A 25,540-nucleotide genomic window follows, 5' to 3' on the forward strand; every position below is an offset into this window, starting at 1 on the left:
GGGATCTATTCCCCGCGACGGTCATTATCAAAGTCGTCAGGTGCGTAAGGATGATCATGTCCACGCTGATCATCTTCAGGGAAATCATCTGCATCATTCTCACTATCCCAAGCAGAAGTGTCACGTGACAGGTCGTCGCTCCAGTCATTATCAACCGGACGCTGATTTGCGTCATCATGAACCGCATCCTGAGGTGGTGTTGAAGCTGTATGCTTAGAATCCTCATTACGAGTTTCCTGCTTCATCTGTTCTCTTTCACGTCTGGCATTTTCTTTATTCAGTTCAGTATTCTCAGCTTTACGCTCAATTTTATCAAGGTAGCGTGAAGCATTGTCACGTCCGCCAAGCCCGAATGCGAGACCGAATGCAAGTGCAACCGCACCAAGGATCAGGATAAATGCAGAGTTTACAATCGTATCTGCTACACCAAGTTGATCAAGTGCCATGAATAATGCGAGTGCCATAATCGCATATTTTGCAACAGAGCTCAGTACCTCAAGTTCTGACCCTTCAAACAGGCTTGCAAGAATACGCTTCACCACATTTGCAAGGATGATACCAAGTCCAAGAATCACAATCGCTGTGATCACGCTTGGCAGGAACGCAAGAACTGCAGTTCCAAGGTCTACAAGGAAGCTGAGGCCAACAATCTGGAATGCTTCTACAATAAACAGGATCACAACAATAATCTGTACCAGATAACCGACGATATCAGATGGCGTCATGCTATTTCCGGATGCTTTCCATCCGCCAACGCGCAACTGACTCGTTACATTATTAAAACTTAGTCTTGCAAGCAGATCGGCCACAAAGCGTCGTGCCCATTTACCAACAAACAGCCCGACGAAAATCAGCAGAACCGCGATAATGATGTTTGGAATCATTCCCATGACGTCATCAAGCATGTTAATCGCAGGGTCAGTAATACCTGCAATCTGCAGACGTTCAAGCGCTGAAATTGTAACAGGAATCATAATCAGAATGAATACAACGGTACCAATAATAGAAGAAATAGATGTATCTTTCAGTGCTTTATCAAGTCCAAGCTTTGCACCCAGTTTGTCAGCGCCTACTGCATGCAGGAAGTTGGCGACAATGTCTCTGACAATCTTTGCAACAATCCAGCCAATGACAAAGATCAGTGCAGCAGCTACAAGTCTTGGAATAAATGACAGGAAGCTAGCCAGCATACCGCTGAATGGTTCAGAGACTGCATCAATGCCCAGTGCCCCGAGAATACCAGGCAGGAACATAAGCAGTACAAGGTAGAATACGATGGTACCGGCACTGTCTACATAGCTTCCAAGGTTAGAAGAGTCTTTGACATATTTGCTATCACGGACTTTACGGTTCTGTACAAGTTTGTGTCCAACCTTGACGACGACTGTTTTCAATACAATTGCCAGTACATATGCTAAAAGCAGAATCAGTGCAGCCGTCAGGATATTTGGAATAAATGCCAGAATCGTACTCATCATATCTACAAGTGGAGAGGCAATAATATTCAGGTTAAGAATGTTGAAGAATAAAATAAAGACAAATACCATCAGTATCCAGAAGACGATTGTTCCGGCAACTTTCTCGGGCGTCCACTTCTTAGACTTTTCCTTTTCTCCGTCAGACGGAGTGGAGCGTCTATTTGGGGCTCCATACTTTCTAATGACACCGGTTTTCTTAAGTAATTTTTCCACCCCGGCAGATACAGCTTTTGCTATAAAAAAGCCGACAAGCAGGACGACTAAGGCAAGCAGCAGGTTTCCAAGTGAATTTAGAAATCCGCTTGTGTTAAAACCGTCTCCCCCAAACCAGTTGTTATTCATATAAACCCTCCTCCATATTTAATGTTCATATCATTAATTCCCTTATTATGATAATAGAAAACTATTTTCAGAAAAAATTTTCAGAAAAAAATAAAAATCTAGTGCTAGTGCACTAGATTTGATGATGCTCACATATTTTGAGGAGGTCTATTTCTTCTTTTGTAAGATGGCGCCATTCACCCGGCTGAAGTGAATCAAGGTGAATGTGTGAAATCCGGATCCTTTTCAGACTGATCACATGATTATTAAAAGCACTGCACATCCGCCTGATTTGCCGGTTCAGCCCTTGTTTTAAGATAATACGGAATGAGTATTCACCTGTTTTTTCGGCAAAGGCAGGAGAGGCTGTTTTTCCTTTAACCAGCAATCCGCCTTCACACATTTTTCGGATCATCTCTTCTGTAACCGGCCGCTTTGTCTCAACAAGATATTCTTTTTCCTTATCGGCTTCTTCTTTCATTAGAGGGTTCACAATGGAACCGTCATTGGTCAGAAGCAGCAGCCCGGTTGATGCTTTATCAAGCCGGCCAACAGCGAAAACCCGCGTATTGAAATTCAGGAAGTCGATGAGGTTACCTTTCACTGTCCGCTGCGCTGTACAGGTAATGCCTTCTGGTTTGTGAAAAGCAAGGTAGACGCGTTCAACGGGCTCAGCCACAGGTTGTCCATCAATCAGAATGACATCTTCCGGCTGCACTTCGGTTGAATGGGTGCAGGGAATCCCATTTACCGTGACGCGCTTTTGTTCAATCATTCTGCCTGTTTCGCGCCTGGAGTATGCACCGCTTTTCGCTAAAACCGTCTGGATATGCTGCATCTAGAGTAAATATTTTTCCACAACGTGCGCCACGCCGTGATCCATATTTGATTTTGTAACAAAATCAGCAGCTTCTTTGATATCATCAGGCGCATTATCCATCGCTACACCAAGACCTGCGAACTGAATCATCTCAAGATCATTATAGCTGTCACCGACTGCAATGACTTCAGAGCGGTCAATTCCGAGCTTTTTAATCAGTTGTTCAAGGCTTGTCCCTTTGGTTACGCCGGCTTCGGTGAATTCAAGGAAATAAGGCTTCGAGCGGTAAACACTCAATGTGCCTGACAGCTCCTCTTTCAGTTTCTCTTCAATCTTTTTGAGCACGCTGCCTTCTTCAAGCATCAGCACTTTCACAACAGGTTCTTTAACGGCCTGCTTAAAATCATCTGTCAGTGCGACCGGAAGACCTGTCAGTGTAGATTCAATTTGCGTATATTCATTATCTACTGGCGTCAGAATGGCTTCATTGACATAAGTCTGAATCCCGACATTTTCTCTCTGGCTCAGGTCATACAGGTGATGAACCATTTTAGGGGATAATGTACTTTCAAACAGTAATTCCTTCGTCTTTGCATTAAAGATATTCGCACCATTATATGAAAGAATATAGCTGCCGTAATCAGCGAGGCGCAGCTCATTTGCTGCATCCCACATGCCAAATGTCGGGCGTCCTGAAGCAAGTACGACCTTCACACCATTTTCCTGTGCTTTCATCAGGGCTGCCGCATTTTCTTTTGAGATCGTATGGTCATCCTGAAGCAGTGTGTCATCCATATCTAAAACAATCATTTTATAAGTCATTTTGGTCTCCTTCTTGTCTATACATATACTTGTATCTTACTGTAGCAGAGGGGGTAGTGGCAAGTCGGCTTTGGCGTCTGTAAAGCGGGGCGGTATGGATGTCTTTACGTAAAAATGCCCTTAGGAAACTGTGTTGAAAGTTTCCTAAGGGCATGAAGAAGGTGAGGTGGCTTGAGTTTGATTATATTGCGTTCGCTGGTGGGGTATGCCGCTCGACCGGAGTTATAGCGACGTCGTCGGCCGTGATAGAACACTCAGCCTGGACTATAGCGACGTCAGCGGCCGTGATACGCTACTCAACCGGGCATACACTGACGTCACCGGGCAACACACAACATTCACTCAGCAGTATACCTCCATCAAGGAAGTGGATAATGATCAATGCCGTTGTATTTCACCAGGTACAGGTGATCTTCCACATAAATCATCCGCTGCACCATACTTTCGTATTCCTCATAGAGCTGATTTGGATCCTTTTCATCCATATACTCAGCCGCGGGCTCAATACCGTCAGTTGTAATGCGGTACATCAGCGCACCCTGACCTTCGAATTCGAGTCCGTTATCATTTTCACCTTCATACAGCATAATCGGGAACCCGTACAATCCGCGTTCTTCGTGTCTGAACAGCGCTTTATGATCGTATTGAACCGGGGAATGCGTACCTGGTCCGCCGATCACTTCTACATCTTTTTCAAGCGGGTTATTAAAATCAGTAATATCAAAGAGTGAGATTTTCATCCCTTCCTGTCTGACAATCGGTGCCTCACCAGGTTTTGTTTCTTCCAGTAATGTTTCCACCCCGAAGCCGATCAGGTGGTTTTCATCAAGCGGGTGAAGGTACGTGCTGAAGCCCGGGATTTTCAACTCGCCAAGGACTTCAGGCGCTGTCGGGTCTGACGTATCAATCACATAGAGCGGATCGGTTTCTCTGAATGTGACAATATAGGCTTTGTCGCCCATAAATCTGGCTGAATAAATCCGCTCACCAGGCGCAAGATCTTCAACGGACCCGCTCATCGTCATCCCCTCATTCAAAATATAGAGGTCATTAACAGAAGGCTGCTCCTCAGACCACATATCTCCGGTAGTAGTTGCCACACGGAAATACCCATTATACTCATCCATTGAAAACTGATTCAGAATCCGTCCGGGTACTTTTCCCTGAGCGGCAAACTGTATGTTGAGTCCGTCAATTGCAAACCTGTAAATTTCAGTTTCACCAGCTGAACCACCTGCAGGCATACTTGTTGTTGCCGGAAAGAACGTGTACTGCATAGAAGCAATATAGAGATTATCCTTAGACATATAAATCTGACCGCTGCTGCCCAGGTAAGAATGAACAGACGCTTCAGTGTCCGGTTCATTGATAGGAACAGCTGAGATAGTTGCATATTCAGTGCTTTCAGACTCAGGGATCTTCTGAATCTGATCAACCGGCTGCGTGAAGAATTCGTCAGATACAGCAGTATCTTTTATAAAAGGCTGCAGTCTGACTTCAGCGTCAGTGTCCTCCTGCATTGCCCAGACATCGGGATAATGATTTGTCACCAGGTACAGCACATCATCAACCATTCTGGAGCTTGCCAGATAACCTTCCGATGAAAATTCGCGTGTTAACGCAGGAGAAGCAGGGTCAGTTACATCATAAATTTTCGCAGTGGTTGTACTGAGCTGCTGACCGGGCTTATTGTGCCAGAAATCCCCGATCGCAATTAGCGTATCGCCGTTCAGATAAAGTGACGACCCGTAAAAGTTCCCATCGCCAAGCGTAATCGTCTGAACGGTCTCAGTGGATGCATCATCTAATATCTCTTCAATTCTGATCTCTCCGTTTTGCTTAAGAACGTAGATATACTCACCATCTGTCTGAACAATGTCTGCTTCCTCTACTCCCTCAACCTGATTATTCGTCGTTGAAAAATCCCCGCCGGCTCCACCTGAAGCACTATCAGCAGAGGCAGCGCTGTCTTCTGAAGCAGACTCTTCAACTGCAATTTCACCGCCATAGTTCAGTGCACGCCCATCTTCCAGCAGCGCCGAGAAATGATCTCGCAGCTCCTGCTCATTCGCAAACTTAGGAAGATCTGTCACGATTTTAAACTCAACAGCCTGCTTATCTTTCAGCTTTAAGCCGAGTGAAGATCGGATTTCTTCTGATAAATGCAGGGTGTAGATGGCGCCATTTTGATATCCTTCTTCTGGAGGAGCGACTGCAAGTGTAAAGCCATCATTCAATAATTCGAGCGAAACAGGTACTTTATCGCCCTCCTGATCCTCTACAAAAACAGTTTCTTCATTAATCGTTTCACCGCGCATCTCTTCAGTAAAGTTCATTCGCCACGTATGATCACTGAAAACGGCCCTGGCTTCAGCACCTGATGCAGTATTCGTTACTTCAGGCTTTTGAAGCAGGTAAAAGGTGAGCCCGCCAACTGAAAGCAGCAAAATCAAAGCCGCAATGTACCATTTCTTCATATCGATTTACCTCCAATCGGTCATGAATTCAACCGGATATTTTTAGTCAAAAGGGTATCAATAACTTTCCCTTCATTTTCCTTATTACAGAATAAGACGTAACTGTTTCGATTAAGTTACAGAAATAATCAGAAAACATAAAAGCTCAGGCTTGAGGTGAAAGTGTTTTCATAATACCCTTATGTAAAAGAGGAGGGTTTTACATGGTAAAAGTAGCAATACAGCTTTGGTCTGTTAAAGAAGCGATGGAACAAAATCCTGAAGACACAATCCGCCAGCTGAGCGAGGCAGGTTATGACGGTGTGCAGCTCGCAGGTGATTATGGGAAATCGGGTGCAGAATGGAAAAAGATTTTATCAGACAACCATATGGAAGCGGCCGGGATTCACATGCCGGTAACTGCACTTGAAAATAAATCAGAGCTCGATCACTGGATCAGCTTCAGTAAGGAAATTGGCAACAGCAAGCTCATTATTCCGTTTGTTGATGAAGAATGGCGTACGCTTGAAGGGTATAAAAAGCTGACGCATCTGATGAATGAAGCGGCCGAAAAAATCAGTGAAGCAGGCATTAAGCTTGGCTACCACCATCACGATTTTGAATTCAAAACAGTTGAAACAAGCATGACCGGCTGGGATGTGATTGAAGAAACATCAGATCATGACCACATTCATTTTGAAATTGACGTCTACTGGACAGAATATGCAGGCATTCATACATATAATCTGCTGGACCGTTTAAAAGAAAACATTTTCTCCATTCATTTAAAAGATATGGTTGAAGAAAATGGTCATAAAAGAACCGCAGCAATTGGTAAAGGAAGCCTTGATCTGAAAGGCTTTGCTGACCGCGTGCAAACAGACTGGCTAGTGGTTGAACAGGAGCACTTTGACGGTGATCCACTTGAAGAAGTGAAGCCGAGCGCGAAGGTTGTTAAGGGTTGGTATGAATAAGTTTTAAGTAGAAATCCGGGGTGCTGCTCCGGATTTTTTGTATGTCCAGCTACAGGCGCTAGCTCTGTGGCTTATGCCTATCAGAGCTGAACGAGCGCCTTCCGCTTTTCGATTAAAGGATAGATCGAATGTCTCTATTCTACGAACCAGCCTATTTTTTCTAAGAAGGCCTTATATTTTTCTAAGAACAACAGGTCCTATTCTTAGAACTACTTTATTTATTCTATGAACATAGCTTGTTTTTCTATGAACCTACACCCATCCCACATAATTATCCACCCACAAGCATAATTAACCGCCTATATGATCAAAAATATCTAAAAATAACGAATATCACAAAAATTTTTTTACTCCCGCTACCCAAACTATTTACCTAACCGAAATAGTTGATTTATCAACCTTCAGGGACAATTGTAATGTCATATAAAACCTGATCTGACAAGGCTGAACAGTGCTTCCTCCATTTGATGGATTTGCCTTCCTTTGGTATAGTTGTTTGAAAATTGTGTATGGATAAAAAAGGGGAATTTGTCGATGAAGGTTTACTTGTCAGTGGACATGGAAGGGATCACAGGCCTTCCGGATTATACATATGTCAGTTCAAATGAAAAAAATTATGAACGCGGGCGTCTGATCATGACGCAGGAAGCAAATGCAGTCATTGAAGCAGCTTTTGAAGCGGGTGCCACAGAGGTGCTCGTGAACGATTCGCACTCCAAGATGAATAACATTGTGATTGAAGAGCTGCATCCGGATGCATTGCTGATTACGGGTGATGTGAAACCGTTTTCGATGGTTCAGGGGCTTGATTCAACATTTGATGCGGCGATTTTTCTTGGCTATCATGCCCGTGCCGGTCAAAAAGGTGTGATGTCACACGCCATGACATGGGGCGTCCGCAACATGTGGGTGGATGATGAAGTCGTCGGCGAGCTTGGACTGAATGCCATGGTTGCAGGATACTTCGGTGTTCCGGTTGTCATGGTCGGCGGGGATGATTGTGCAGCGGCTGAGGCAAAAGCGCTGATCAGCGGAGTTAAGACAGCTGCAGTCAAAGAAACCATTTCAAGGTCGGCGGTGAAAAGCCTGACGCCCGCAAAAGCACATGCGCTGTTAAAAGAAACAGCGGCTGATGCGTTAAACGATATTCAGGCAAAGCCTTTAATTGCATCTGATGCGCCAGTTTTTAAAATTGAGTTCACGAACTATGGGATGGCGGAATGGGCCAACCTGATGCCTGGTACAGAAATTGAACCGGACACCTGCATCGTCACATTCAGAGCAAAAAACATCTTAGAAGCATATCAGGCAATGTTAGTCATGACAGAGCTTGCGATGCGCACATCATTTTGTTAGGGGGAGCAACAGGTGACAGGATACATAGCAAAACGTTTTATGATGATGGTTGTAACCATCCTTGTCATTGCAACATTGACATTTGTATTAATGAATGCGATTCCGGGTTCTCCATTTAACGAGGATCGCGGGACCAGTGAAGCAGTACAGGCAAATATGAACGCACACTTTGGACTTGATCAGCCATTGTACGTGCAGTACGGCATGTACTTAAAAAGTATTGCCACATTTGACTTCGGACCATCCATTAAAAATCCGAATCAGACTGTAAACGATCTGCTTGGAAGAGGGTTCCCGATTTCAGCGGAGCTCGGGATAATTACGATTTTACTGGCGCTCATATCAGGCGTCGTGCTCGGCGTGCTGGCAGCGCTCAGACATAACGGAGTCATTGACTATCTGGCGATGACGCTTGCGGTACTCGGGATTTCGATTCCGAACTTTGTGCTTGCGACACTCGTGATTCAGCAGTTTGCGGTAACCTGGGGCGTGCTCCCGGCGGCGACTTGGTCAAGCCCGGCACATATGGTACTCCCGGTCATTGCACTTGCAACGGGACCGATGGCCATTATCGCCCGTCTCACGCGTTCAAGCATGCTCGAAGTCCTTACGCAGGATTACATAAAAATGGCGCGTGCAAAAGGACTCACTCCTTTTAAAATCGTCGTCAAACATGCGCTTAAAAATGCGATGCTTCCAGTCGTAACGATCCTTGGTACACTGGTTGCCGGTATTTTAACAGGAACATTTGTCATTGAGAAAATCTTTGCCATTCCAGGCATGGGTAAATATTTCGTCGACAGCATTAACGACCGTGATTATCCGGTCATTATGGGAACAACGGTATTTTACAGTACGATTCTTGTGATTATGCTTTTCCTTGTGGACGTGGCATACACATTGCTTGATCCGCGGATTAAGCTTGTGAAGAAAGGAGGAGAGTAAGATGAGAAAGACGGTAGAAAATCCTCCTTCACATCATGAACAGATTCCGGATGACTGGTTCCGACCGGTCGGAAAGGATCGTGAGAAAGCAGAAGAGGTGGTACGTCCGTCACTTTCCTACTGGAGAGATGCATGGAGACGACTGCTGAAAAACAAGCTTGCAATGGCAGGGCTGTTATTTTTGATCGGTCTTGCATTTATGGCGATCTTCGGTCCAATGCTGACGCCGCACTCACCAACAACGCAGAATCTGCCAAATCAAAACCTGGCACCAAACAGTACGCACTGGTTCGGAACAGATAACCTTGGACGCGACGTATTTGCGCGGACATGGTACGGAGCAAGAATCAGTTTATTTGTCGGGCTGATGGCAGCATTGATTGATTTTACAATTGGCATTATTTACGGCGGAATTGCCGGTTATAAAGGCGGCAGAACCGATTCAGCAATGATGCGTGTTATTGAAATTCTATATGGATTACCGTATCTGCTAGTTGTCATCTTACTTCTAGTAGTAATGGGACCGAGTCTTGCAACAATTATCGTGGCACTCACGGTGACCGGCTGGATCGGGATGGCGCGGATTGTGCGCGGTCAGGTCATGCAGATTAAAAACTATGAATTCGTTACCGCTTCACAGTCATTTGGCGCAAAAACGTCACGGATTATCCGTAAAAACCTGCTGCCAAATACAATGGGGCCAATCATCGTTCAAATGACACTGACGGTACCAACAGCCATTTTCGCTGAAGCGTTCCTAAGCTTCCTCGGACTTGGTATTCAGGCACCGCATGCGAGCTGGGGTGTCATGGCCAACGACGCACTCGGCGTTATCATCTCAGGCCACTGGTGGAGACTATTCTTCCCGGCATTCTTCATCTCACTCACCATGTTTGCGTTCAACGTACTGGGAGATGGGCTACAGGATGCTTTAGATCCGAAATTGAGAAAGTAATAGGGATTTTATAAAGACATTATTCTTTTTGCACAGCTGATGACCGGAGCGGAAGGGGGGCGACTCCAGCGGGATATGACGGATAGGTGAGACCCCGCTGGTGCGAAGCATCCGAGGAGGTTCACCGCCGTCCCCTCCTGAAGCGCAGGTCAGCAGCCAAACTTACAAAGCTAAAAACATTTGGCAGGAGTGAACAACAGATGACTGTAGCAGACAGAAAGCACCGTACAGTCGACAGGACTGCAGCAGAAAAGCCTGTCCTTGAAGTGCGAGATCTCGAAGTAACATTTAAGACATACGGGGGAACCGTCCAGGCCGTACGCGGTGTGAACTTTGACGTATATAAAGGTGAGACGCTCGCAATCGTTGGCGAATCCGGTTCCGGTAAAAGTGTCACTTCAAGCGCGATCATGGGGCTGATCCCATCACCGCCAGGCGAAATTACACGAGGTAACGTTCAATTCAAAGGAAAAGACCTGACGAAGTTTTCAAAAAAAGAAATGATGGGCATTCGCGGAGTCGATATCTCAATGATCTTTCAGGATCCGATGACTGCATTGAACCCGACATTAAAAATAGGTGATCAACTGACAGAGGGAATCAGGCAGCATCAGGGATTATCAAAAGCAAAAGCCAATGAAAAAGCGCTTGAGATGATGCAGCTGGTCGGCATTCCAAATCCTGAGGAGCGGCTGAAACAGTATCCGCACCAGTTCAGTGGCGGTATGAGACAGCGGATTGTCATTGCCATCGCGCTGATGTGTGAGCCTGAGCTGCTCATTGCAGATGAACCGACGACTGCACTGGACGTAACCATTCAGGCGCAGATCCTGGAACTGTTTGAAGAAATCCAAAAGAAAACAGGCGTATCAATTATTCTGATCACGCATGACCTTGGCGTTGTAGCAAAAATCGCCCATCGAATTGCGGTGATGTATGCAGGAAAGATTGTTGAAATCGGTACAAAGCGCGAAGTCTTTTATCAGCCTGAGCATCCTTATACGCAGGGGCTGCTGAACTCAGTGCCGCGCCTTGATTTAAAAGGGAAGCCGCTTGAGCCGATTGAAGGCACGCCGCCTGATTTATTTTCACCGCCGGCCGGCTGTCCATTTGCAGCCAGATGTCCGCATGCCATGCTTGTATGTGAAAAAGTCGTCCCGCAGACAGAACAGCTGTCAGAGACGCATCAGGCAGACTGCTGGCTTTTAGATGAAAGAGCACAAAAGTAACAACTGGCCTGAGAAAGACGTTTCCGGCTCGTACGGACGGTTTTCAGGCCGGCAAAAATAAACACCTTAGGGGGAATCACAGCATGAAAAAATGGGGAATCTTTTTATTTTCAATCGTAATGGTGCTTGTACTTGCAGCCTGCACGGCGAATGATGAAGCCGGTCAGGAAGAGCAGGATGAAGGCGTCCAGAGCGAAGAGTCAGGCGGAGAGAAAGTTCTTCGCATGAACAACGGCACAGAGCCGACATCAATGAATCCACCAATCGGATTTGATGCATCGTCATGGAACGTACTGAATAACGTAATGGAAGGACTGACGCGTCTTGGTCAGGACGACCAGCCGCAGGAAGCAATGGCGGAGTCATGGGTAGTATCTGAAGACGGACTTACATACACGTTTTCAATTCGTGAAGATGCAAACTGGTCAAACGGAGAACCTGTAACAGCAGAAGACTTCGTTTATGCATGGACTTACATGCTAGAGCCTGAAACAGCATCACCTGCAGCATTCCTTGCTTACTTCATTGAAGGCGCTGAAACGTTCAACGCAGGTGAAGGAAGTGCAGAAGACCTTGGTCTTGAAGCAGTAGATGAAAAGACATTTGAAGTCACACTGACACAGCCAACAGGTGCATTCTTAAATATCATCTCAAACCCTTCATTCTTCCCCGTGCATAAAGCAACGGCTGAAGAAAATCCTGAGTGGTTTGCTGAAGCTGACACATTCGTTGCAAACGGACCGTTCAAGCTTGCAGCATGGGAGCATGACAGCGAGATCGTGATGGAGAAAAACGAAGAGTACTGGGATGCAGAAACAGTAAAGCTTGATAAAGTTCACTGGGCAATGGTCAGCGATACAAACACTGAATATCAGATGTTTGAAAGCGGAGATCTTGATATGACAGAAATTCCTGCAGACAGCGCTGAACAGCTGATTGACTCTGAAAATGTAGTCATCGAAGATCAGGCTGGTCTTGCATTCTACCGTTTCAACGTAGAAGAAGAGCCTTTCCAGAACAAGAAAATCCGCCAGGCAATCGGTAAAGCCGTGAACCAGCAGGAGCTTGTTGATTATGTAACGAAAATGGGTGAAGTACCTGCAACAGGATTCGTTTCACCAGGATTTGAAGATGCAGAAGGTAACGACTTCCGTGAAACAAACGGAGACCTTCAGACATTTGACGCTGAAGAAGCAAAGCGCCTTCTTGAAGAAGGAATGGAAGAGGAAGGTTATGACGAGCTTCCAGCAATCACATTGACTTACAGCAACACAGAATCAAACCGTATCGTCGCTGAAGCAATTCAGCAGATGGTCAGCCAGAACATCGGCGTTGACATGGAGCTTTCTGCTTCAGAAAGTAACGTCTTCCTTGATGAGCAGCGCGCACTCCAGCACCAGCTGTCACGAAGCTCATTCCTGCATGACTACGCTGATCCTGTAAACGCACTTGAAAGCTTTGTAACAGGTTCTTCTATGAACCGTACAGGCTGGTCAAACGAAGAATACGATCAGCTGATTGCTGACGCAAAAGCAGAAACAGATGAGCAGGCACGTTATGAACTTCTTTATGAAGCTGAAAAGCTGTTAATGGAAGAAGCACCAATCTTCACACTTCACTACTACAACCAGGTTTACCTGTATGCAGACAATATCTCAGATGTTGTACGCCACCCGGTTGGTTATCTTGAGCTGAAGTGGGCAGATAAAGAAGCTTAAAAATAGATGGGGAGCGCCGCTTTTGAGTGGTGCTTCCTGTTTGTTAGGTTGTGTGAGCTGAGGTGCTGATGTTTTGGTTCAGGAGATTTCTGTTGATGTTCATGAAATTATGTCAATGGTTTATGAGATTACCTCTGGTGTTCAGAAGATTTTCCAGTCGGTTCATGAAATATTCATTGTGGTTCATGAGATTGGGACTATTTACACTCCTCTCCTCATTCATCAAACCACTTCTGTTTTCCGAAAAGTGGGTCACCAAAACCCCTTTTTCAGAGTACAGAAAGGAGCACGACACAAATGATCTTACCAAAACGACTTCAAAGCGGGGACACAGTCGGCTTTATCGCGCCGGCAAGTCCGCCAAATATAAAAAGCATGGAACAATCAATTGAATTTTTCACATCACTTGGCTTAAAAGTAAAAGAAGGTAAACACGTCCGCAATGTCCACGGTTACCTCGCAGGAACAGATGAAGAGAGGCTTGAGGACCTTCACGCGATGTTTGCTGACCCTGAAGTAAGTGCAGTCATCTGCGCAGGCGGCGGCTATGGTACTGGCCGCATCGCTGACAAAATTGATTATGACTTAATCCGTCAAAACCCGAAAATTTTCTGGGGATACAGCGATATCACTTATTTACATACAGCGATCCGTCAGGAAACTGGACTTGTCACGTTTCATGGCCCGATGCCTGCTTCTGAAATTGGCAAGGATGAGTTCCACGAGCTGTCAGGAAAAATGTTCGCACAGCTGTTTGAGCCGAGGGAGCTTCATTACACAGAAGCAATCGGTGAGCTGAATGTGATTACAGCAGGTGGTGCGACTGGTGAATTGACAGGTGGAAACCTGACGCTGATTGTGAGCACGCTGAACACGAAGCATGAAATTGATACAAAAGATAAAATTCTTTTAATAGAAGACGTCGATGAAGAGCCGTACAGAATTGACGGCATGCTGAGCCAGCTGAAGTCAGCGGGTAAGCTGCATGAACTGAACGGGATTGTGGCTGGTGATTTTAAAAATGCGGTGCCGACAAACGGGAAGCCGTCACTTTCACTGGATGAAGTACTACAGCACTACTTAGGCGACCTTGGGATTCCGGTCGTGTCAGGTTTTAAAATCGGTCACTGTGAACCGCATTTTTCAGTACCGCTTGGCGTCAACGCGAAGCTTTCAGCAGCTGATAAAACGCTGACGCTGCTGCCGGGGGTGGAGTGATGAAGATTCGCTCTATTGAAACGTTCCGTGTCAGAGTGCCGCTGAAAAAACCATTTAAGACAGCACTCAGGACGCTGACGGTTTCTGACTCTGTGATTGTAAAAATTACAGATGAAGAAGGTCGTAACGGCTACGGTGAAGCACCGCCGACACACGTGATTACAGGTGATTCGCTTTCAAGTATTGAAGAAGCAGTCAACGGCATTATTGCACCAAAGTGTATCGGTCAGTCGCTTTTACACAGAGAAAGCCTGCTTCACACACTGAACACATCAATGGTTCGCAACACAAGTGCAAAGGCAGCCGTTGATTGTGCAATTCACGATCTGCTTGCACAGCACGCCGGACTGCCGCTTTATCAATTCTTAGGCGGAGCTGCTGATTCGTTTGATACGGACTACACGGTTAGTGTAAATGAACCTGACGAAATGGCTGCAGATGCCGTGCAATTTAAACAGGATGGATTTTCTGTGCTAAAAATAAAAGTCGGCATTGGTGCGATTGAGGACGATCTGAAGCGCATCAGGGCCATCCGTGAAAAAACGGACTGCACGCTGAGACTGGATGCGAATCAGGGCTGGACAGCAAAAGAGGCAGTATACGCGATCAGCCGGATGGAGGATGAGGGACTGAATATTGAACTCGTCGAACAGCCGGTTAAAGCGCATGATCTTAAAGGATTAAAATATGTAACAGACCATACATTTACGCCAATCATGGCAGATGAAAGTGTCTTTAGCCCGCAGGATGCCATTCGAGTGCTTGAAATGCGTGCAGCGGACCTGATTAATATTAAGCTGATGAAAGCAGGCGGCATCCATCAGGCAATGACGATTTCAAAGCTTGCTGAAGCCTACGACATTCCATGTATGACGGGCAGTATGATTGAAACGAATGTCGGAATTTCAGCGGCTGCCCATTTTGCTGCAAGTCAGCGGAATATCACGCGCTATGATTTTGACGCACCGCTTTTACTGGCTGAGGATATTGTAAATGGGGGCGTTGAGTTTGATAAAGCCCGAATGAAATTTAGCGGGGCGACGGGTCTTGGCATTGAATCAATTAAAGAACACGCAGTGCTTAGGAGGTAATCAGATGAGAACAGCACAAATCAATGTAACTGCAGCAACACTCTGGACGGAGCCTGCATCACCACGCGATCTCGATCAGCCGGCACTTGAAGCACCGGTCAGAATTGACGCGTGGCTTGAGGGAATGACGGCTGAAGAGCGAAAGGAACTGCTTGATGGTAATAAAGTGCAGTCCCAGGTACTTTACGGGGAGACCGTGACAATTGAAGAAGTGAATGACGGCTGGGCACACGTTGTTGTATTGTCCCAGAGCTCTAAAAAGCATCCGGCTGGCTATCCGGGGTGGATTCCATTTTCACAGCTGACTGAAATTAACGAGGATAATATGGAAGCGTCTGAGGAAAAAGCAATCATCACTGCTGACTTCACGCCACTTTTAAATGAAGGTGGTGAAGCGCTGGTGACACTTGCGTTTACAACCATTCTTCCGGTAACGGATCTTGAAGATGGAATGGTGGGAGTGCACACACCTCACGGACAGGCTTTTGTAAAAAGAGATGCAGTTAAACTTTTCACAGGTGAGCTTGAAAAAGGGACGCCTGCAGCCATTTTAAAAGACGGCGAAAGATTTCTGGATCTGCTTTACCTGTGGGGCGGGATGACGCCATACGGATATGACTGCTCCGGTTTCAGCTACTCCATGATGAGAGCGAACGGCTATCTGATCCCGCGTGATGCATCTGATCAGGCAGCGGATGGAAAAGAAATTGCAAAAGAAGATGTACAGCCTGGGGATTTAATCTTCTTCGCTTATGAAGAAGGTAAAGGACGCCTGCACCATGTAGCGATTTATCAAGGGGACGGCAAAATGATTCACTCGCCGACTCCAGGCAAAAAGATTATGATCCAGGAAATCGCAGGAACATTTTACGAAAAAGAATGGTGCCAGACAAGGCGCTACTGGCAGGAATGAGGAGGAAGACACCATGAGCGGTCAAAAACTGCTGGAAGTAACAGACCTGAAAAAACACTTTGATCTTGGTAAAAACCAGCTTTTAAAAGCGGTAGACGGGATCAGCTTTGACGTACATAAAGGAGAAACGCTGGGTCTTGTAGGTGAATCCGGCTGCGGTAAATCCACAACAGGACGGACAGTAATGGGCTTGTACGGCCGGACGGAAGGTTCCGTGACCTTTGACGGGAAAGATGTTCACAGCATGTCTGAAAAAGACCGGTTTGATTTCCTGCGCAATATGCAGATGATTTTCCAGGATCCATACGCTTCATTAAATCCAAGATCCACTGTTCTGGAGATTATCTCAGAGCCGATGGAAATCCACGGTCTTTATAAAAATCAAAAGGAAATGAAGGAAAAAGTATATCAGCTGCTTGAAGATGTCGGGCTGAACCGAGATCATGCCAACCGCTATCCGCACGAATTCTCAGGCGGTCAGCGTCAGAGAATCGGAATCGCGCGTGCACTCGCACTAGATCCGGACTTTATCGTGGCAGACGAGCCAATATCAGCGCTTGATGTATCCGTGCAGGCACAGGTGGTGAACCTGCTGAAATCGCTTCAGGAGGAAAAAGGGCTGACATATTTATTTATTGCCCATGACCTTTCAATGGTAAAGCACATCTCTGACCGGATCGGCGTCATGTACCTTGGACGGATGATGGAGCTTACTACAAGTGAAAAGCTATACGATGAACCGCTTCATCCATATACCAAAGCACTGATGTCAGCGATCCCGATTCCGGACCCTGATGTGGAAGAGTCACGCGAGCGGATTCTGCTCGACGGAGAGCTGCCAAGCCCGATCAATCCGCCGTCAGGCTGCGTGTTCAGAACCCGCTGTCCTGTCGCAACAGACCGCTGCGCAGCAGTCGTACCGGAATGGCGTGAAGTACGCCCCGGACATTTTGCTGCATGTCACTATGCAGACTGATATGTTTGTATCTCCCGCGATATGGGAATAACAAGATTAACTTGACCACAAGCGGGAGGGATTCATTATGGGACGACTCATTAAGCGCGCAATCAAATACGGACCGATCGTATACCCGTTCATCCGTAAGTTTCTAAATAGCCGTAAAGCGAAAAGGTATTAAGCGGGAAGGACCATCTTTTGGGTGGTCTTTTTTGTTTGGAGATAAAGAATTTACGATCATATACCTTTATTTTTCAGACATCGTAACCCCCCATCTGATCACGATCGGAACGTTTGCACAACACGGAATTGCGAATCATGTCGTAAAGTATTTTGCCAAATGATTTGCTATTTCCAAAACCCCATGCTATGATTAATCCATGCTTAATACGTAACACCATCTAATTCACATGTTATCAGGAACTTTTTACATTTTCCGATCATGTAAAAAGCTTGTGATAGCATGTGAATTCTTTGTTTTTACTCAGCTATTAAGTAAAACTTAGAACACAGTGGAGGAATTACCCATGAACGAAGGTACAGTAAAATGGTTTAACGCAGAAAAAGGATTTGGCTTCATCGAAGTAGACGGCGGCGAAGATGTATTCGTACACTTCTCAGCTATCACTGGCGACGGATTCAAAACTCTTGAAGAAGGTCAAAAAGTTAGCTTTGAAATCACTCAAGGCAACCGTGGCGACCAAGCTGCTAACGTTGTAAAATTATAATTTTACACATTCAAAACACTCGTTTCTCTTTTGAGGAGCGGGTGTTTTTTTGTTTTTTGCATGTACAATGCACACCGCCATATCATCAAAAACAAGTTTTAAGCAGGAATCACTGAGGGAAAGAAAGAAGTATTGCTTAAAAGAAAGTGTGGGATTTTCATGAAACCACTGTCACAGTCTTTTTATGAACGGACTGCGCTTGAACTTGCTGAATCTCTACTTGGGAAGCTGCTTGTGAAGGATTCACCAGAGGGCAAGGCGTCAGGTATTATTGTGGAGACTGAGGCGTATATGGGGGCTGAGGATCGTGCGGCGCACAGTTTTCAGAACCGCCGGACGCGCAGGACGGAGATTATGTTCGGAAAAGCAGGTTCTGTTTATACGTATCAGATGCATACGCATACGCTTGTGAATGTGGTGGCTGCTGAGGTGGATACGCCACAGGCTGTTTTGATCCGTGCAGTTGAACCGGTTGAGGGACTTCATCTAATGGAAGAAAGGCGTCCTGGGAGGAAACAGGTTGAGTGGACGAACGGGCCCGGGAAGCTGACGAAGGCGCTTGGGATTGCGATGAGTGATTACGGCTCGCATTATACAGTGCCGCCTCTGCAGATTTTCGATGGGTGGAGTCAGGAAGATTTTGATATTGTCACTGGTCCAAGAATTGGGATTGATAATACGGGTGAGGCCCGGGATTATCCATGGCGGTTCTTTGTAAAAGGAAATCCGTATATTTCGCGTTAGACAAAGAGGAGGAAATGAAGATGACATTTAAAGCAGTAATGGTTGATTTACAAAACGATCAGATAGAAACGAAAGTGGCTGATGTAACGGAGGATCAGCTGCCAAAAGGGGAAGTGCTGATCAAAGTTGCGTATTCCAGTGTGAATTTTAAAGATGGACTGGCCGGCTTGAAGGACGGGAAGATTGTGCAATCATACCCATTTATACCGGGAATTGATCTGTCAGGAACGGTTAAATCGTCAGAAGACAGCCGTTTTAAAAAAGGGGATCAGGTCATTGCGACGAGCTATGATATTGGTGTAACTCATTTTGGTGGATATAGTGAATATGCACGTATCCCTGCTGATTGGGTGGTACCACTGCCTGAAGGACTAACACTCCGTGAAGCGATGATTTTCGGTACGGCAGGGTTCACTGCGGGCTTATCGGTACATAGACTGGAAAAAGAGGATGTAACGCCTGGATCAGGTGATGTGCTGGTAACCGGTGCCACGGGCGGTGTTGGCAGTATGGCGGTTGCGATGCTTGCTTCAAGAGGATATCAGGTAACCGGAAGCACGGGGAAATCTTCAGAACACGATTATTTGAAATCACTTGGTGCTGCAAACGTCATTTCACGTGATGAAGTGTATGATGGCGGGAAGATCAGACCGCTTGATAAAGGAATCTGGGCAGGGGCTGTTGATCCTGTTGGAGGAGACAGTCTGGCGTCTGTGTTAAGTAAAATGAAGCAAAATGGAGCAGTTGCGGTGAGCGGATTGACTGGTGGAACGAAGGTGCCTGCTACAGTGCACCCATTTATCCTGCGTGGTGTTAGTCTGCTGGGCGTGGATTCAGCTTACTGTGCAATGCCTCTGCGCGAAAAGGTCTGGAAGCGGCTTGGTTCTGATTTGAAGCCTGATATGCTGGAAGATATGGTGGATCGTGAAGTTGAGCTTCAGGACGTTCCGCAGGCAATGGCGGATATCGTTGAAAGTAAGATTCGCGGCCGCGTGCTTGTTAAGGTAGCGGGGGAATAGAGATGAAAAAGCAGGCCAGTTTTCGGCCTGCTTTTTTATTCCGTCATCTGAAAAATCGCATCAAGCATCATAAAAAAGGTTAATAAACTTATAAATACCGCCTGTGCACTGAATATAATGAAAATGGTTTGAAACAAAATGGCAACAAATGAATACTCATAAACCTGATAATGATTTTTGAACAGAACCATGATTCTGACGAAAAACAAGATAACCAGCAGGGGATAAATATAAGTGATAGAAACGTGAAATAAAAGAAAATCACTGTTAAAGATACTGTAATAAAATAAAAGGTAAATCATACTTTCGATAGCAATTTTCATTAAGTTTCTGTATTTATCTGAGAAGATCTTTTCAATCAACACTCACATACCCCGTCTCCTCCACAATCCACTGACCTTCCTCAGACAAAATCCAGTCAATCAGCTTCTGTTCATTTTCAGTACGTTCACCAACAGTAATGGCATAAAATTCAGCTGAGAGTGGATAGCTGTCATCACGGATTGATTCTTCAGAAGGCTGAACGCCGTCAATTGCGATCAGCTTGATATCCCCATTTCTCACCATTTCTGTGGAAAAGAATCTGTAGGAAAAGCCGATTGCATTTCCGTGATTTCGGTAGTCGGATGTTTCTTTAATGATTCCACCCATGCCTGAGACCATTTCTTCGCCTGGGGCTTCCATGATTAGGATACCAGTCATCAGTTTCTCAAGTCCCGTCTGACTTCCGCTGTCTTCAGGACGCTGGAAAGCCTGAATTTCCTGATCATTCCCGCCGACTTCCTGCCAGTTCGTAATTTTACCTGAGTAGATCCCCTGAATTTCTTCAATCGTTAAAGAGTCCACAGGGTTTTTGGCGTTAACGAAAAATACGAACGCTTCACGGCCGATTGGTGTCATGTCAAATTCATAGCCTGCATCTTTAGCAGCAAGCTTCTGTCTTTCTGAAGGTCCTGCGGTAAAAATAATCCCCACTTCTTCCTCAATTAATCTCCGGTAAGCGTTGTCCGTTTTAGTAGACATGACAGTATGATAAGAGTTACCCACATGTGGATAATCATCTTCAGGATAGACTGCCTGCACAAATGAAGAATAGAGTGGATAAAGTGCAGTTGCACCGTCGAGTTTAGGCAGGTCATCCTTTAAATGGAGAGATGCTTCTTCAGTCATGGATACAGCTTTCGTATCTGACTCAAACGGCTCATAAGCTGTCAGGTCCACTTCAGCTGAATTTGTGATGCTTTCAATATAAGCATCATAGGCTGCCATGCTGCCGATTGTCACAGCAACTGCTGCTGCGAGGCCTGCTGCTGTATAAGCGAGCTTTTTTCCCTGGGCAAATCGGAAAAGTCTCACAATAAACAATATGTACAGTGCAATGCTGACCCCGATAACAGTATGCATCGCGCGCTCCCCTGCGGTCATGAAGGAAAATAGGCTTGCGATACTGACAAAAAAGAAGGCAATTACACCAACAAATATTGCTACAATCAGTCTTAATAAGTCATGCTTAGGCTCTTTTTCCATCTGCCAATTCCTCCAGTCGCATATAAGCTTCTTTTTCATCAAACGTACTTAACCATCTGAAGTGCTTCTCATCAAGAATCCGGAAGTGCTTGCTGATCAGGTTCTGCTGTAGTGTATAACCACCTGCTGAACGAAGCTCTTTCCACCATACTTTTCCGCCCATTGTTCTGTTGTAGGGTTCTTCAGCGTGATCAAATGTTACCAGCCTGATTACTTCAAGCGGCTCATCCCCGAGACTGTTTTGCAGTACTTCACTCTGATGAAAAAGAGCAGTAACTGCAACGGCAGTGTTCCACCCGGGCAGAGAACGTCCTTTCTCAATCTGCACAAGCGTTTTCTTAGAGATCCCCAGCAGCTCTGCCATTCTATCCTGCGAATAACCGTTTTCCGTTCTAATTAACTTCATTTTCTCTGCGACAATGTGGATAACCCGTTCTTTATTCAAATCAAGCGCCCCTTTTAGGTTAAAAATAATTTATAAGTGTAATATTACACTATTTGTGTTAATCGTCAATCGCTTTTTTGTACACAGTTGTGGGTAAGGGGTGTGGATAGCGAATGACTGGTTACTAAAATGGTGAGATTGTTACAACTAGGCGGTGGATTGCTACAACTTCTATCCGAATCACGACAAGTTCCCGGGTGTATCGCTACAACCTTAAGCCGGTATGCTACCGCCCGACCAGAAACTGTTGCAACTGACCAGCCCCTCTGTATACACAATTTAATCAGTTGTCCAAAACACACCCGAAAATATCCTCCCATCCCCTAAAAAATCATGCTACACTAATAGCACTGAAATGGTACGGAGGTGGTGACGGCATGGAAATTGAAGATGTGGAGCAGTATCTTGAGGAGCAGTATGACATTATGGATGTTTGTCTGCTGGCTGGGAAAATCATGCTTGAGAGCGGGGCAGAGACCTATCGTGTGGAGGATACCATGATGCGGATTGCAAAAAATTTTGGCATTAAGGAGTCTCACAGTTATGTCACGCCGACCGGTATCATGTTTTCGATCGAGACGGAAGAACCGACGAAGACGAAGCTGATCCGGATTTCTGACCGCACCACCGATTTGAAGAAAGTGATGCTTGTGAATAGTACGTCACGCCGGATTGCAAACGGTGAACTCGATGTTCCACAGGCTTACCGGATTTTAAAAAGAATTTATAAAGACGATGAAACTTACGCTTTAGCAACCCGAATCGCAGCCGCTGCGATCTCGAGCGGCTGTTTTCTGATGATGTTTCAGGGTTCATGGGCCGACTTTATTCCTGCGATGATCATTGGCGGACTAGGATTTGCGAGTGTTGTCTATGTACATGATCTTGTACTGATCAAGTTTTTCTCTGAATTTATGGCGGCGCTTGTGATTGGGCTTCTTGCTGCGGGCGCTGTCATGACAGGGCTTGGGCAGGAGCTGGATAAAATTATTATCGGTTCCGTGATGCCACTTGTACCTGGACTTCTGATTACAAATGCTGTCCGGGATCTGATCGCAGGTCATTTTATATCCGGTTTATCTAAAGGGGCCGAAGCATTCCTGACCGCGTTTGCGATCGGCTCAGGGATCGCAGTTGTCGTCACGTTATTATAGAAAGGGGGAGTACCTGTGGATGTTGTTGTTCAGATTGTAACAAGCTTCATTGCTGCAGCCGGATTTGGTGTTATTTTTAACGCACCAAAAGAAGCGTTGTGGAAGTGCGGACTGGTTGGGATGCTCGGATGGATGGCGTACTTTTTGCTGACGCTGCAAAGTATAGGTGAGGTGCCGGCAACAGTTGCAGCGGCTTTTATGATTGCGGTGATCAGCCAGGTGTTCTCCCGCGTCTATAAAGCGCCGATTATTATCTATATCGTATCAGGGATCATCCCGCTCGTACCGGGTGGAACCGCTTATAATGCGATGCGTTCATTTGTTACGAATGATTATAATATGGCCCTGTCCTATGCGGCAAAAGCATTCATGGTGTCAGGTTCGATTGCGATGGGGATTGTCTTGTCTGAGGTAATCAGTCAGATTATGAAGCAGAGCAGGTTGAAGAGGATTGGCTAATTAATAAAATCCCGGCATTGAATCGCCGGGATTTTATATGAAAACTAATTCATTTTTAAAAATTGCTCAGTAAACGTAGTGAAATCACTCAGATGTTCTTCTATAATTGCCTGAAGGATTTCAAGTTCTAAATCCTGGTATTCATGCACAGCAATATTTCTAAATCCAACCATTGCTTTAAGGTTTTGAGCAGTCGTGGCATCAATTAATTTTGCGTGTTCCAATAACTCAAATGCGTCGCGACTGGTTTTAGGTATACCGAGTTTTTTCTCCTGTACAATATGCATGGCTAAATCAATAGAGACCTGGCATGCCCGCTGTATATTTAAAACGATACTGTCCTGTTTTGTAAATTCTGTAAGGTTTTCTGGTGTACCATTGTATACTTCTTTAACCCGGCGGATGCATCGTTCAATTGAAGTTACTTTATTTATGATTACGTCATTCTTCATATATACGCCCCCGTTGTTCTGCATCCTTTAGTATATTCATCCGCATTTCATTCAAATCAGCATACATAGACAGACTCTTCATTTTCTCCAGGACGTACAAATCCTCATTTTTACTATAAATACATTTTCCATCATAATAAATCTGAGCTGCAAAAACAGTATCAATTTTTCTGAGGTTGATTAGATCAACTTCAGCACCAAGGATTTCTGAGAGCCGGCTTTTTAAAATCAGCTGATCAAATGGAGGAATTGTTTTTGTTGGATAATAAGCTAAATCATAGTCGCTTGTCTCGCGGGCAGTGCCTTTTGCGTGTGAGCCGAAAAGTAAAATGTATTCGGGGTCAAGTGATTCAATCATTTGATGAATAGCAGGTTTAAAATGATCCATGTAAACCCCTCCGGTTCATGTTTTTCTATAGTGTACCATATCTGCTTATCATGGATTCTTCCATAACATCGGTCCCAAGCTCAAATGATCATCAGGAATCAAAACTTCTGAATATAAACCCGCCTATTTTCCGGGAAATCTGTCGGATTTTCTTAGATCTGATAGGTTTCTGAATGGATCTCAGATGCCAGTTTCCGGTAAGATTTTTCTTTATACATCTGAGCATCAGCTTTAATCAACAGGTCATCCATCGTCTGCCCGTCAGTTGGATAAGCCGCATGACCAATGGAGGTTTTCAGGCTGATCGTACCTGTTTCAATCATTTTTTCTTCTTCAATCACCTGCCGGATTTTCTTTTTTGTTTCTGAAATGGCACGTTCATCAATTGTCTGCTTCATAACAATGACAAATTCATCGCCTCCAAGACGTACAGCTGTATGCTGGTCCCATGTGAAGTCCCTGAGTGATTCCGCCATTTTAATGAGCACATCATCACCTGTTTTATGCCCGTATAGATCATTGATTTGCTTAAATCCATTTAAATCCATAGAGTAAAGCACAAAAGGTTCTTCTTTCTGAGAGGTCATCAGATTTTTTATATAGTCGTTTAAAAATTTTCGGTTTGGCAGACCGGTTAAATAATCGTGTGTTGCCAAAGTCATCATTCTTTTGTGATTCCGATAATTAACTGCAAGGCTGAGTCCGTATGTCCACCCCACAATCCAGATCATCACGATAAAGAAAAGATAACTGGTAAATGGATGATTAATATGATTAACAGTGAACTCACCGCTTAGTGCAAGGACCCAGCGGATGATAAAAGAACCACCAATTATGGCAAAAATGCCAGCTGTTAAAAAGTAAATTTTCTTCTCGACACCTTGTGTTTTTCTGAGGAGGAAAAACGCGGCGCCGAAAAAAATGATGGCACTGAGTGAATCGTGAAACAGAAAGCGGGTACTAGGATCATCACGATTTAAAAATGAAACGGTAATGATATAGATGATGACAGGTATGAATAGGCCGCGCCTTACATTTTCTTTCCCATATCCCCGGAAGCGCAAAATCCCTTCAAAGATTAGCAGAGGCGCAATCAGGGTGCCGGTATTATTGAGAAATGTTGCGTAAGATCCAATCAGTGGGAAGAAAGTTAAAGCTGAAAAGCCAAGCCCGCCAATAATGGCAGCTGCAGCCCACATACCTACTCCTCTTTCTTCAAGGTTCATTCTCCATGTGATTGTCATCACACCTGCTGATATAAATGCTAATACCGCTATTACAGCTCCCAGTGTGAGAGAATCCAGTCCGGCCATTTTACCGCCTCCGTGCACATAAACTTTCACTTATTATATCGTTTATAGTAAAAAAGA

Annotated in this window: 26 protein-coding genes; 16 read left to right on the forward strand and 10 right to left on the reverse strand. The window is 45.2% G+C overall.

Features of this window, described 5'->3' with window-relative positions; translation table 11 throughout:
* Positions 1–5 precede the first annotated feature (5 nt).
* From ACH6CZ_RS07760 to ACH6CZ_RS07775, 4 genes are all read right to left on the reverse strand, one after another.
* The gene (locus ACH6CZ_RS07760) at positions 6–1,820 is read right to left on the reverse strand and encodes a mechanosensitive ion channel (protein ID WP_374096861.1); all 1,815 of its coding nucleotides are present in this window, start codon (positions 1,818–1,820) and stop codon (positions 6–8) included.
* A gap of 112 nt (positions 1,821–1,932) precedes the next feature.
* Entirely contained in the window at positions 1,933–2,637 is a 705-nt protein-coding gene (locus ACH6CZ_RS07765; protein WP_374096862.1) for a pseudouridine synthase, read from the reverse strand.
* On the reverse strand, positions 2,638–3,441 hold the full coding sequence (locus ACH6CZ_RS07770; protein ID WP_374096863.1) for a Cof-type HAD-IIB family hydrolase: 804 nt from the start codon (positions 3,439–3,441) through the stop codon (positions 2,638–2,640).
* A gap of 359 nt (positions 3,442–3,800) precedes the next feature.
* The gene (locus ACH6CZ_RS07775) at positions 3,801–5,918 is read right to left on the reverse strand and encodes a beta-propeller domain-containing protein (RefSeq protein ID WP_374096864.1); all 2,118 of its coding nucleotides are present in this window, start codon (positions 5,916–5,918) and stop codon (positions 3,801–3,803) included.
* 203 nt (positions 5,919–6,121) lie between these two features.
* On the opposite strand from ACH6CZ_RS07775, the gene ACH6CZ_RS07780 reads away from it, so the two are divergent.
* From ACH6CZ_RS07780 to ACH6CZ_RS07845, 14 genes are all read left to right on the forward strand, one after another.
* A complete protein-coding gene (locus tag ACH6CZ_RS07780; protein WP_374096865.1) occupies positions 6,122–6,871 on the forward strand; it encodes a sugar phosphate isomerase/epimerase family protein in 750 nt (249 codons plus the stop codon).
* A 534-nt stretch (positions 6,872–7,405) separates the two neighbouring features.
* Complete coding sequence (locus tag ACH6CZ_RS07785) at positions 7,406–8,227, forward strand: M55 family metallopeptidase (protein WP_374096866.1); 822 nt, start codon at positions 7,406–7,408, stop codon at positions 8,225–8,227.
* A 12-nt stretch (positions 8,228–8,239) separates the two neighbouring features.
* Positions 8,240–9,172 (forward strand): ABC transporter permease, encoded by a 933-nt coding sequence (locus ACH6CZ_RS07790; RefSeq protein WP_374096867.1) that lies wholly within the window; start codon positions 8,240–8,242, stop codon positions 9,170–9,172.
* 1 nt (position 9,173) lies between these two features.
* Positions 9,174–10,127, forward strand: a complete 954-nt coding sequence (locus ACH6CZ_RS07795; RefSeq protein ID WP_374096868.1) for an ABC transporter permease — start codon at positions 9,174–9,176, stop codon at positions 10,125–10,127.
* A gap of 200 nt (positions 10,128–10,327) precedes the next feature.
* Positions 10,328–11,356 carry an ABC transporter ATP-binding protein gene (locus tag ACH6CZ_RS07800; RefSeq protein WP_374096869.1) on the forward strand — a complete coding sequence of 343 codons (1,029 nt, stop codon included), beginning with the start codon at positions 10,328–10,330 and terminating at the stop codon, positions 11,354–11,356.
* 83 nt (positions 11,357–11,439) lie between these two features.
* Positions 11,440–13,074: a peptide ABC transporter substrate-binding protein gene (locus ACH6CZ_RS07805; RefSeq protein WP_374096870.1), complete on the forward strand. Its 1,635-nt coding sequence runs from the start codon at positions 11,440–11,442 to the stop codon at positions 13,072–13,074.
* Between the two features lie 297 nt (positions 13,075–13,371).
* Complete coding sequence (locus ACH6CZ_RS07810; protein ID WP_374096871.1) at positions 13,372–14,292, forward strand: S66 peptidase family protein; 921 nt, start codon at positions 13,372–13,374, stop codon at positions 14,290–14,292.
* Positions 14,292–15,383 (forward strand): dipeptide epimerase, encoded by a 1,092-nt coding sequence (locus tag ACH6CZ_RS07815; RefSeq protein ID WP_374096872.1) that lies wholly within the window; start codon positions 14,292–14,294, stop codon positions 15,381–15,383. Before ACH6CZ_RS07810 ends, ACH6CZ_RS07815 begins: the two co-directional genes overlap by 1 nt.
* 4 nt (positions 15,384–15,387) lie before the next feature.
* On the forward strand, positions 15,388–16,296 hold the full coding sequence (locus ACH6CZ_RS07820) for a C40 family peptidase (RefSeq protein WP_374096873.1): 909 nt from the start codon (positions 15,388–15,390) through the stop codon (positions 16,294–16,296).
* Positions 16,297–16,309: 13 nt separating this feature from the next.
* A complete protein-coding gene (locus tag ACH6CZ_RS07825; RefSeq protein WP_374096874.1) occupies positions 16,310–17,272 on the forward strand; it encodes an ABC transporter ATP-binding protein in 963 nt (320 codons plus the stop codon).
* A 194-nt stretch (positions 17,273–17,466) separates the two neighbouring features.
* Positions 17,467–17,598, forward strand: a complete 132-nt coding sequence (locus ACH6CZ_RS07830; RefSeq protein WP_374096875.1) for a hypothetical protein — start codon at positions 17,467–17,469, stop codon at positions 17,596–17,598.
* Between the two features lie 183 nt (positions 17,599–17,781).
* On the forward strand, positions 17,782–17,982 hold the full coding sequence (locus tag ACH6CZ_RS07835; protein ID WP_041123677.1) for a cold-shock protein: 201 nt from the start codon (positions 17,782–17,784) through the stop codon (positions 17,980–17,982).
* A gap of 159 nt (positions 17,983–18,141) precedes the next feature.
* A complete protein-coding gene (locus ACH6CZ_RS07840; protein WP_374096876.1) occupies positions 18,142–18,726 on the forward strand; it encodes a DNA-3-methyladenine glycosylase in 585 nt (194 codons plus the stop codon).
* A gap of 14 nt (positions 18,727–18,740) precedes the next feature.
* On the forward strand, positions 18,741–19,745 hold the full coding sequence (locus ACH6CZ_RS07845) for an acrylyl-CoA reductase family protein (protein ID WP_374096877.1): 1,005 nt from the start codon (positions 18,741–18,743) through the stop codon (positions 19,743–19,745).
* A gap of 35 nt (positions 19,746–19,780) precedes the next feature.
* Here the strand turns inward: ACH6CZ_RS07845 and ACH6CZ_RS07850 are convergent, their stop codons facing one another.
* From ACH6CZ_RS07850 to ACH6CZ_RS07860, 3 genes are read right to left on the reverse strand one after another with little or no spacing between them, the layout of a single operon-like run.
* Positions 19,781–20,110 (reverse strand): hypothetical protein, encoded by a 330-nt coding sequence (locus ACH6CZ_RS07850; protein WP_374096878.1) that lies wholly within the window; start codon positions 20,108–20,110, stop codon positions 19,781–19,783.
* The gene (locus tag ACH6CZ_RS07855) at positions 20,100–21,272 is read right to left on the reverse strand and encodes a PstS family phosphate ABC transporter substrate-binding protein (RefSeq protein WP_374096879.1); all 1,173 of its coding nucleotides are present in this window, start codon (positions 21,270–21,272) and stop codon (positions 20,100–20,102) included. Before ACH6CZ_RS07855 ends, ACH6CZ_RS07850 begins: the two co-directional genes overlap by 11 nt.
* Positions 21,256–21,717, reverse strand: a complete 462-nt coding sequence (locus ACH6CZ_RS07860) for a helix-turn-helix transcriptional regulator (RefSeq protein ID WP_374096880.1) — start codon at positions 21,715–21,717, stop codon at positions 21,256–21,258. The genes ACH6CZ_RS07855 and ACH6CZ_RS07860 overlap by 17 nt, the downstream gene beginning before the upstream one ends.
* Before the next feature lie 377 nt (positions 21,718–22,094).
* Here ACH6CZ_RS07860 and ACH6CZ_RS07865 point away from each other — a divergent pair, with 377 nt between their 5' ends.
* Together ACH6CZ_RS07865 and ACH6CZ_RS07870 are read left to right on the forward strand one after the other, a co-directional pair.
* Positions 22,095–22,871: a threonine/serine exporter family protein gene (locus ACH6CZ_RS07865; RefSeq protein ID WP_374096881.1), complete on the forward strand. Its 777-nt coding sequence runs from the start codon at positions 22,095–22,097 to the stop codon at positions 22,869–22,871.
* Between the two features lie 15 nt (positions 22,872–22,886).
* A complete protein-coding gene (locus ACH6CZ_RS07870) occupies positions 22,887–23,330 on the forward strand; it encodes a threonine/serine exporter family protein (protein WP_374096882.1) in 444 nt (147 codons plus the stop codon).
* Positions 23,331–23,374: 44 nt separating this feature from the next.
* Here the strand turns inward: ACH6CZ_RS07870 and hepT are convergent, their stop codons facing one another.
* From hepT to ACH6CZ_RS07885, 3 genes are all read right to left on the reverse strand, one after another.
* A complete protein-coding gene (gene hepT, locus ACH6CZ_RS07875) occupies positions 23,375–23,782 on the reverse strand; it encodes a type VII toxin-antitoxin system HepT family RNase toxin (protein ID WP_374096883.1) in 408 nt (135 codons plus the stop codon).
* Positions 23,772–24,170, reverse strand: coding sequence for a type VII toxin-antitoxin system MntA family adenylyltransferase antitoxin (gene mntA, locus ACH6CZ_RS07880; protein ID WP_374096884.1), 399 nt, complete (start codon positions 24,168–24,170; stop codon positions 23,772–23,774). The genes hepT and mntA overlap by 11 nt, the downstream gene beginning before the upstream one ends.
* A gap of 152 nt (positions 24,171–24,322) precedes the next feature.
* Complete coding sequence (locus ACH6CZ_RS07885; protein ID WP_374096885.1) at positions 24,323–25,483, reverse strand: GGDEF domain-containing protein; 1,161 nt, start codon at positions 25,481–25,483, stop codon at positions 24,323–24,325.
* Positions 25,484–25,540 lie beyond the last annotated feature (57 nt).

Origin of the sequence: Jeotgalibacillus sp. JSM ZJ347, assembly GCF_044383825.1 — a bacterium.
GTDB lineage: Bacteria > Bacillota > Bacilli > Bacillales > Jeotgalibacillaceae > Jeotgalibacillus.

Bases quoted from the DNA above. Each gene is read 5' to 3' on its own strand.
- hepT (WP_374096883.1), bottom strand. From the start codon at position 23,782: ATGAAGAATGACGTAATCATAAATAAAGTAACTTCAATTGAACGATGC.
- ACH6CZ_RS07815 (WP_374096872.1), top strand. From the start codon at position 14,292: ATGAAGATTCGCTCTATTGAAACGTTCCGTGTCAGAGTGCCGCTGAAA.
- ACH6CZ_RS07765 (WP_374096862.1), bottom strand. From the start codon at position 2,637: ATGCAGCATATCCAGACGGTTTTAGCGAAAAGCGGTGCATACTCCAGG.
- ACH6CZ_RS07820 (WP_374096873.1), top strand. From the start codon at position 15,388: ATGAGAACAGCACAAATCAATGTAACTGCAGCAACACTCTGGACGGAG.
- ACH6CZ_RS07885 (WP_374096885.1), bottom strand. From the start codon at position 25,483: ATGGCCGGACTGGATTCTCTCACACTGGGAGCTGTAATAGCGGTATTA.
- ACH6CZ_RS07865 (WP_374096881.1), top strand. From the start codon at position 22,095: ATGGAAATTGAAGATGTGGAGCAGTATCTTGAGGAGCAGTATGACATT.
- ACH6CZ_RS07835 (WP_041123677.1), top strand. From the start codon at position 17,782: ATGAACGAAGGTACAGTAAAATGGTTTAACGCAGAAAAAGGATTTGGC.
- ACH6CZ_RS07770 (WP_374096863.1), bottom strand. From the start codon at position 3,441: ATGACTTATAAAATGATTGTTTTAGATATGGATGACACACTGCTTCAG.
- ACH6CZ_RS07840 (WP_374096876.1), top strand. From the start codon at position 18,142: ATGAAACCACTGTCACAGTCTTTTTATGAACGGACTGCGCTTGAACTT.
- ACH6CZ_RS07780 (WP_374096865.1), top strand. From the start codon at position 6,122: ATGGTAAAAGTAGCAATACAGCTTTGGTCTGTTAAAGAAGCGATGGAA.
- ACH6CZ_RS07795 (WP_374096868.1), top strand. From the start codon at position 9,174: ATGAGAAAGACGGTAGAAAATCCTCCTTCACATCATGAACAGATTCCG.
- ACH6CZ_RS07825 (WP_374096874.1), top strand. From the start codon at position 16,310: ATGAGCGGTCAAAAACTGCTGGAAGTAACAGACCTGAAAAAACACTTT.
- mntA (WP_374096884.1), bottom strand. From the start codon at position 24,170: ATGGATCATTTTAAACCTGCTATTCATCAAATGATTGAATCACTTGAC.
- ACH6CZ_RS07775 (WP_374096864.1), bottom strand. From the start codon at position 5,918: ATGAAGAAATGGTACATTGCGGCTTTGATTTTGCTGCTTTCAGTTGGC.
- ACH6CZ_RS07800 (WP_374096869.1), top strand. From the start codon at position 10,328: ATGACTGTAGCAGACAGAAAGCACCGTACAGTCGACAGGACTGCAGCA.
- ACH6CZ_RS07805 (WP_374096870.1), top strand. From the start codon at position 11,440: ATGAAAAAATGGGGAATCTTTTTATTTTCAATCGTAATGGTGCTTGTA.
- ACH6CZ_RS07845 (WP_374096877.1), top strand. From the start codon at position 18,741: ATGAAGATGACATTTAAAGCAGTAATGGTTGATTTACAAAACGATCAG.
- ACH6CZ_RS07760 (WP_374096861.1), bottom strand. From the start codon at position 1,820: ATGAATAACAACTGGTTTGGGGGAGACGGTTTTAACACAAGCGGATTT.
- ACH6CZ_RS07855 (WP_374096879.1), bottom strand. From the start codon at position 21,272: ATGGAAAAAGAGCCTAAGCATGACTTATTAAGACTGATTGTAGCAATA.
- ACH6CZ_RS07810 (WP_374096871.1), top strand. From the start codon at position 13,372: ATGATCTTACCAAAACGACTTCAAAGCGGGGACACAGTCGGCTTTATC.
- ACH6CZ_RS07785 (WP_374096866.1), top strand. From the start codon at position 7,406: ATGAAGGTTTACTTGTCAGTGGACATGGAAGGGATCACAGGCCTTCCG.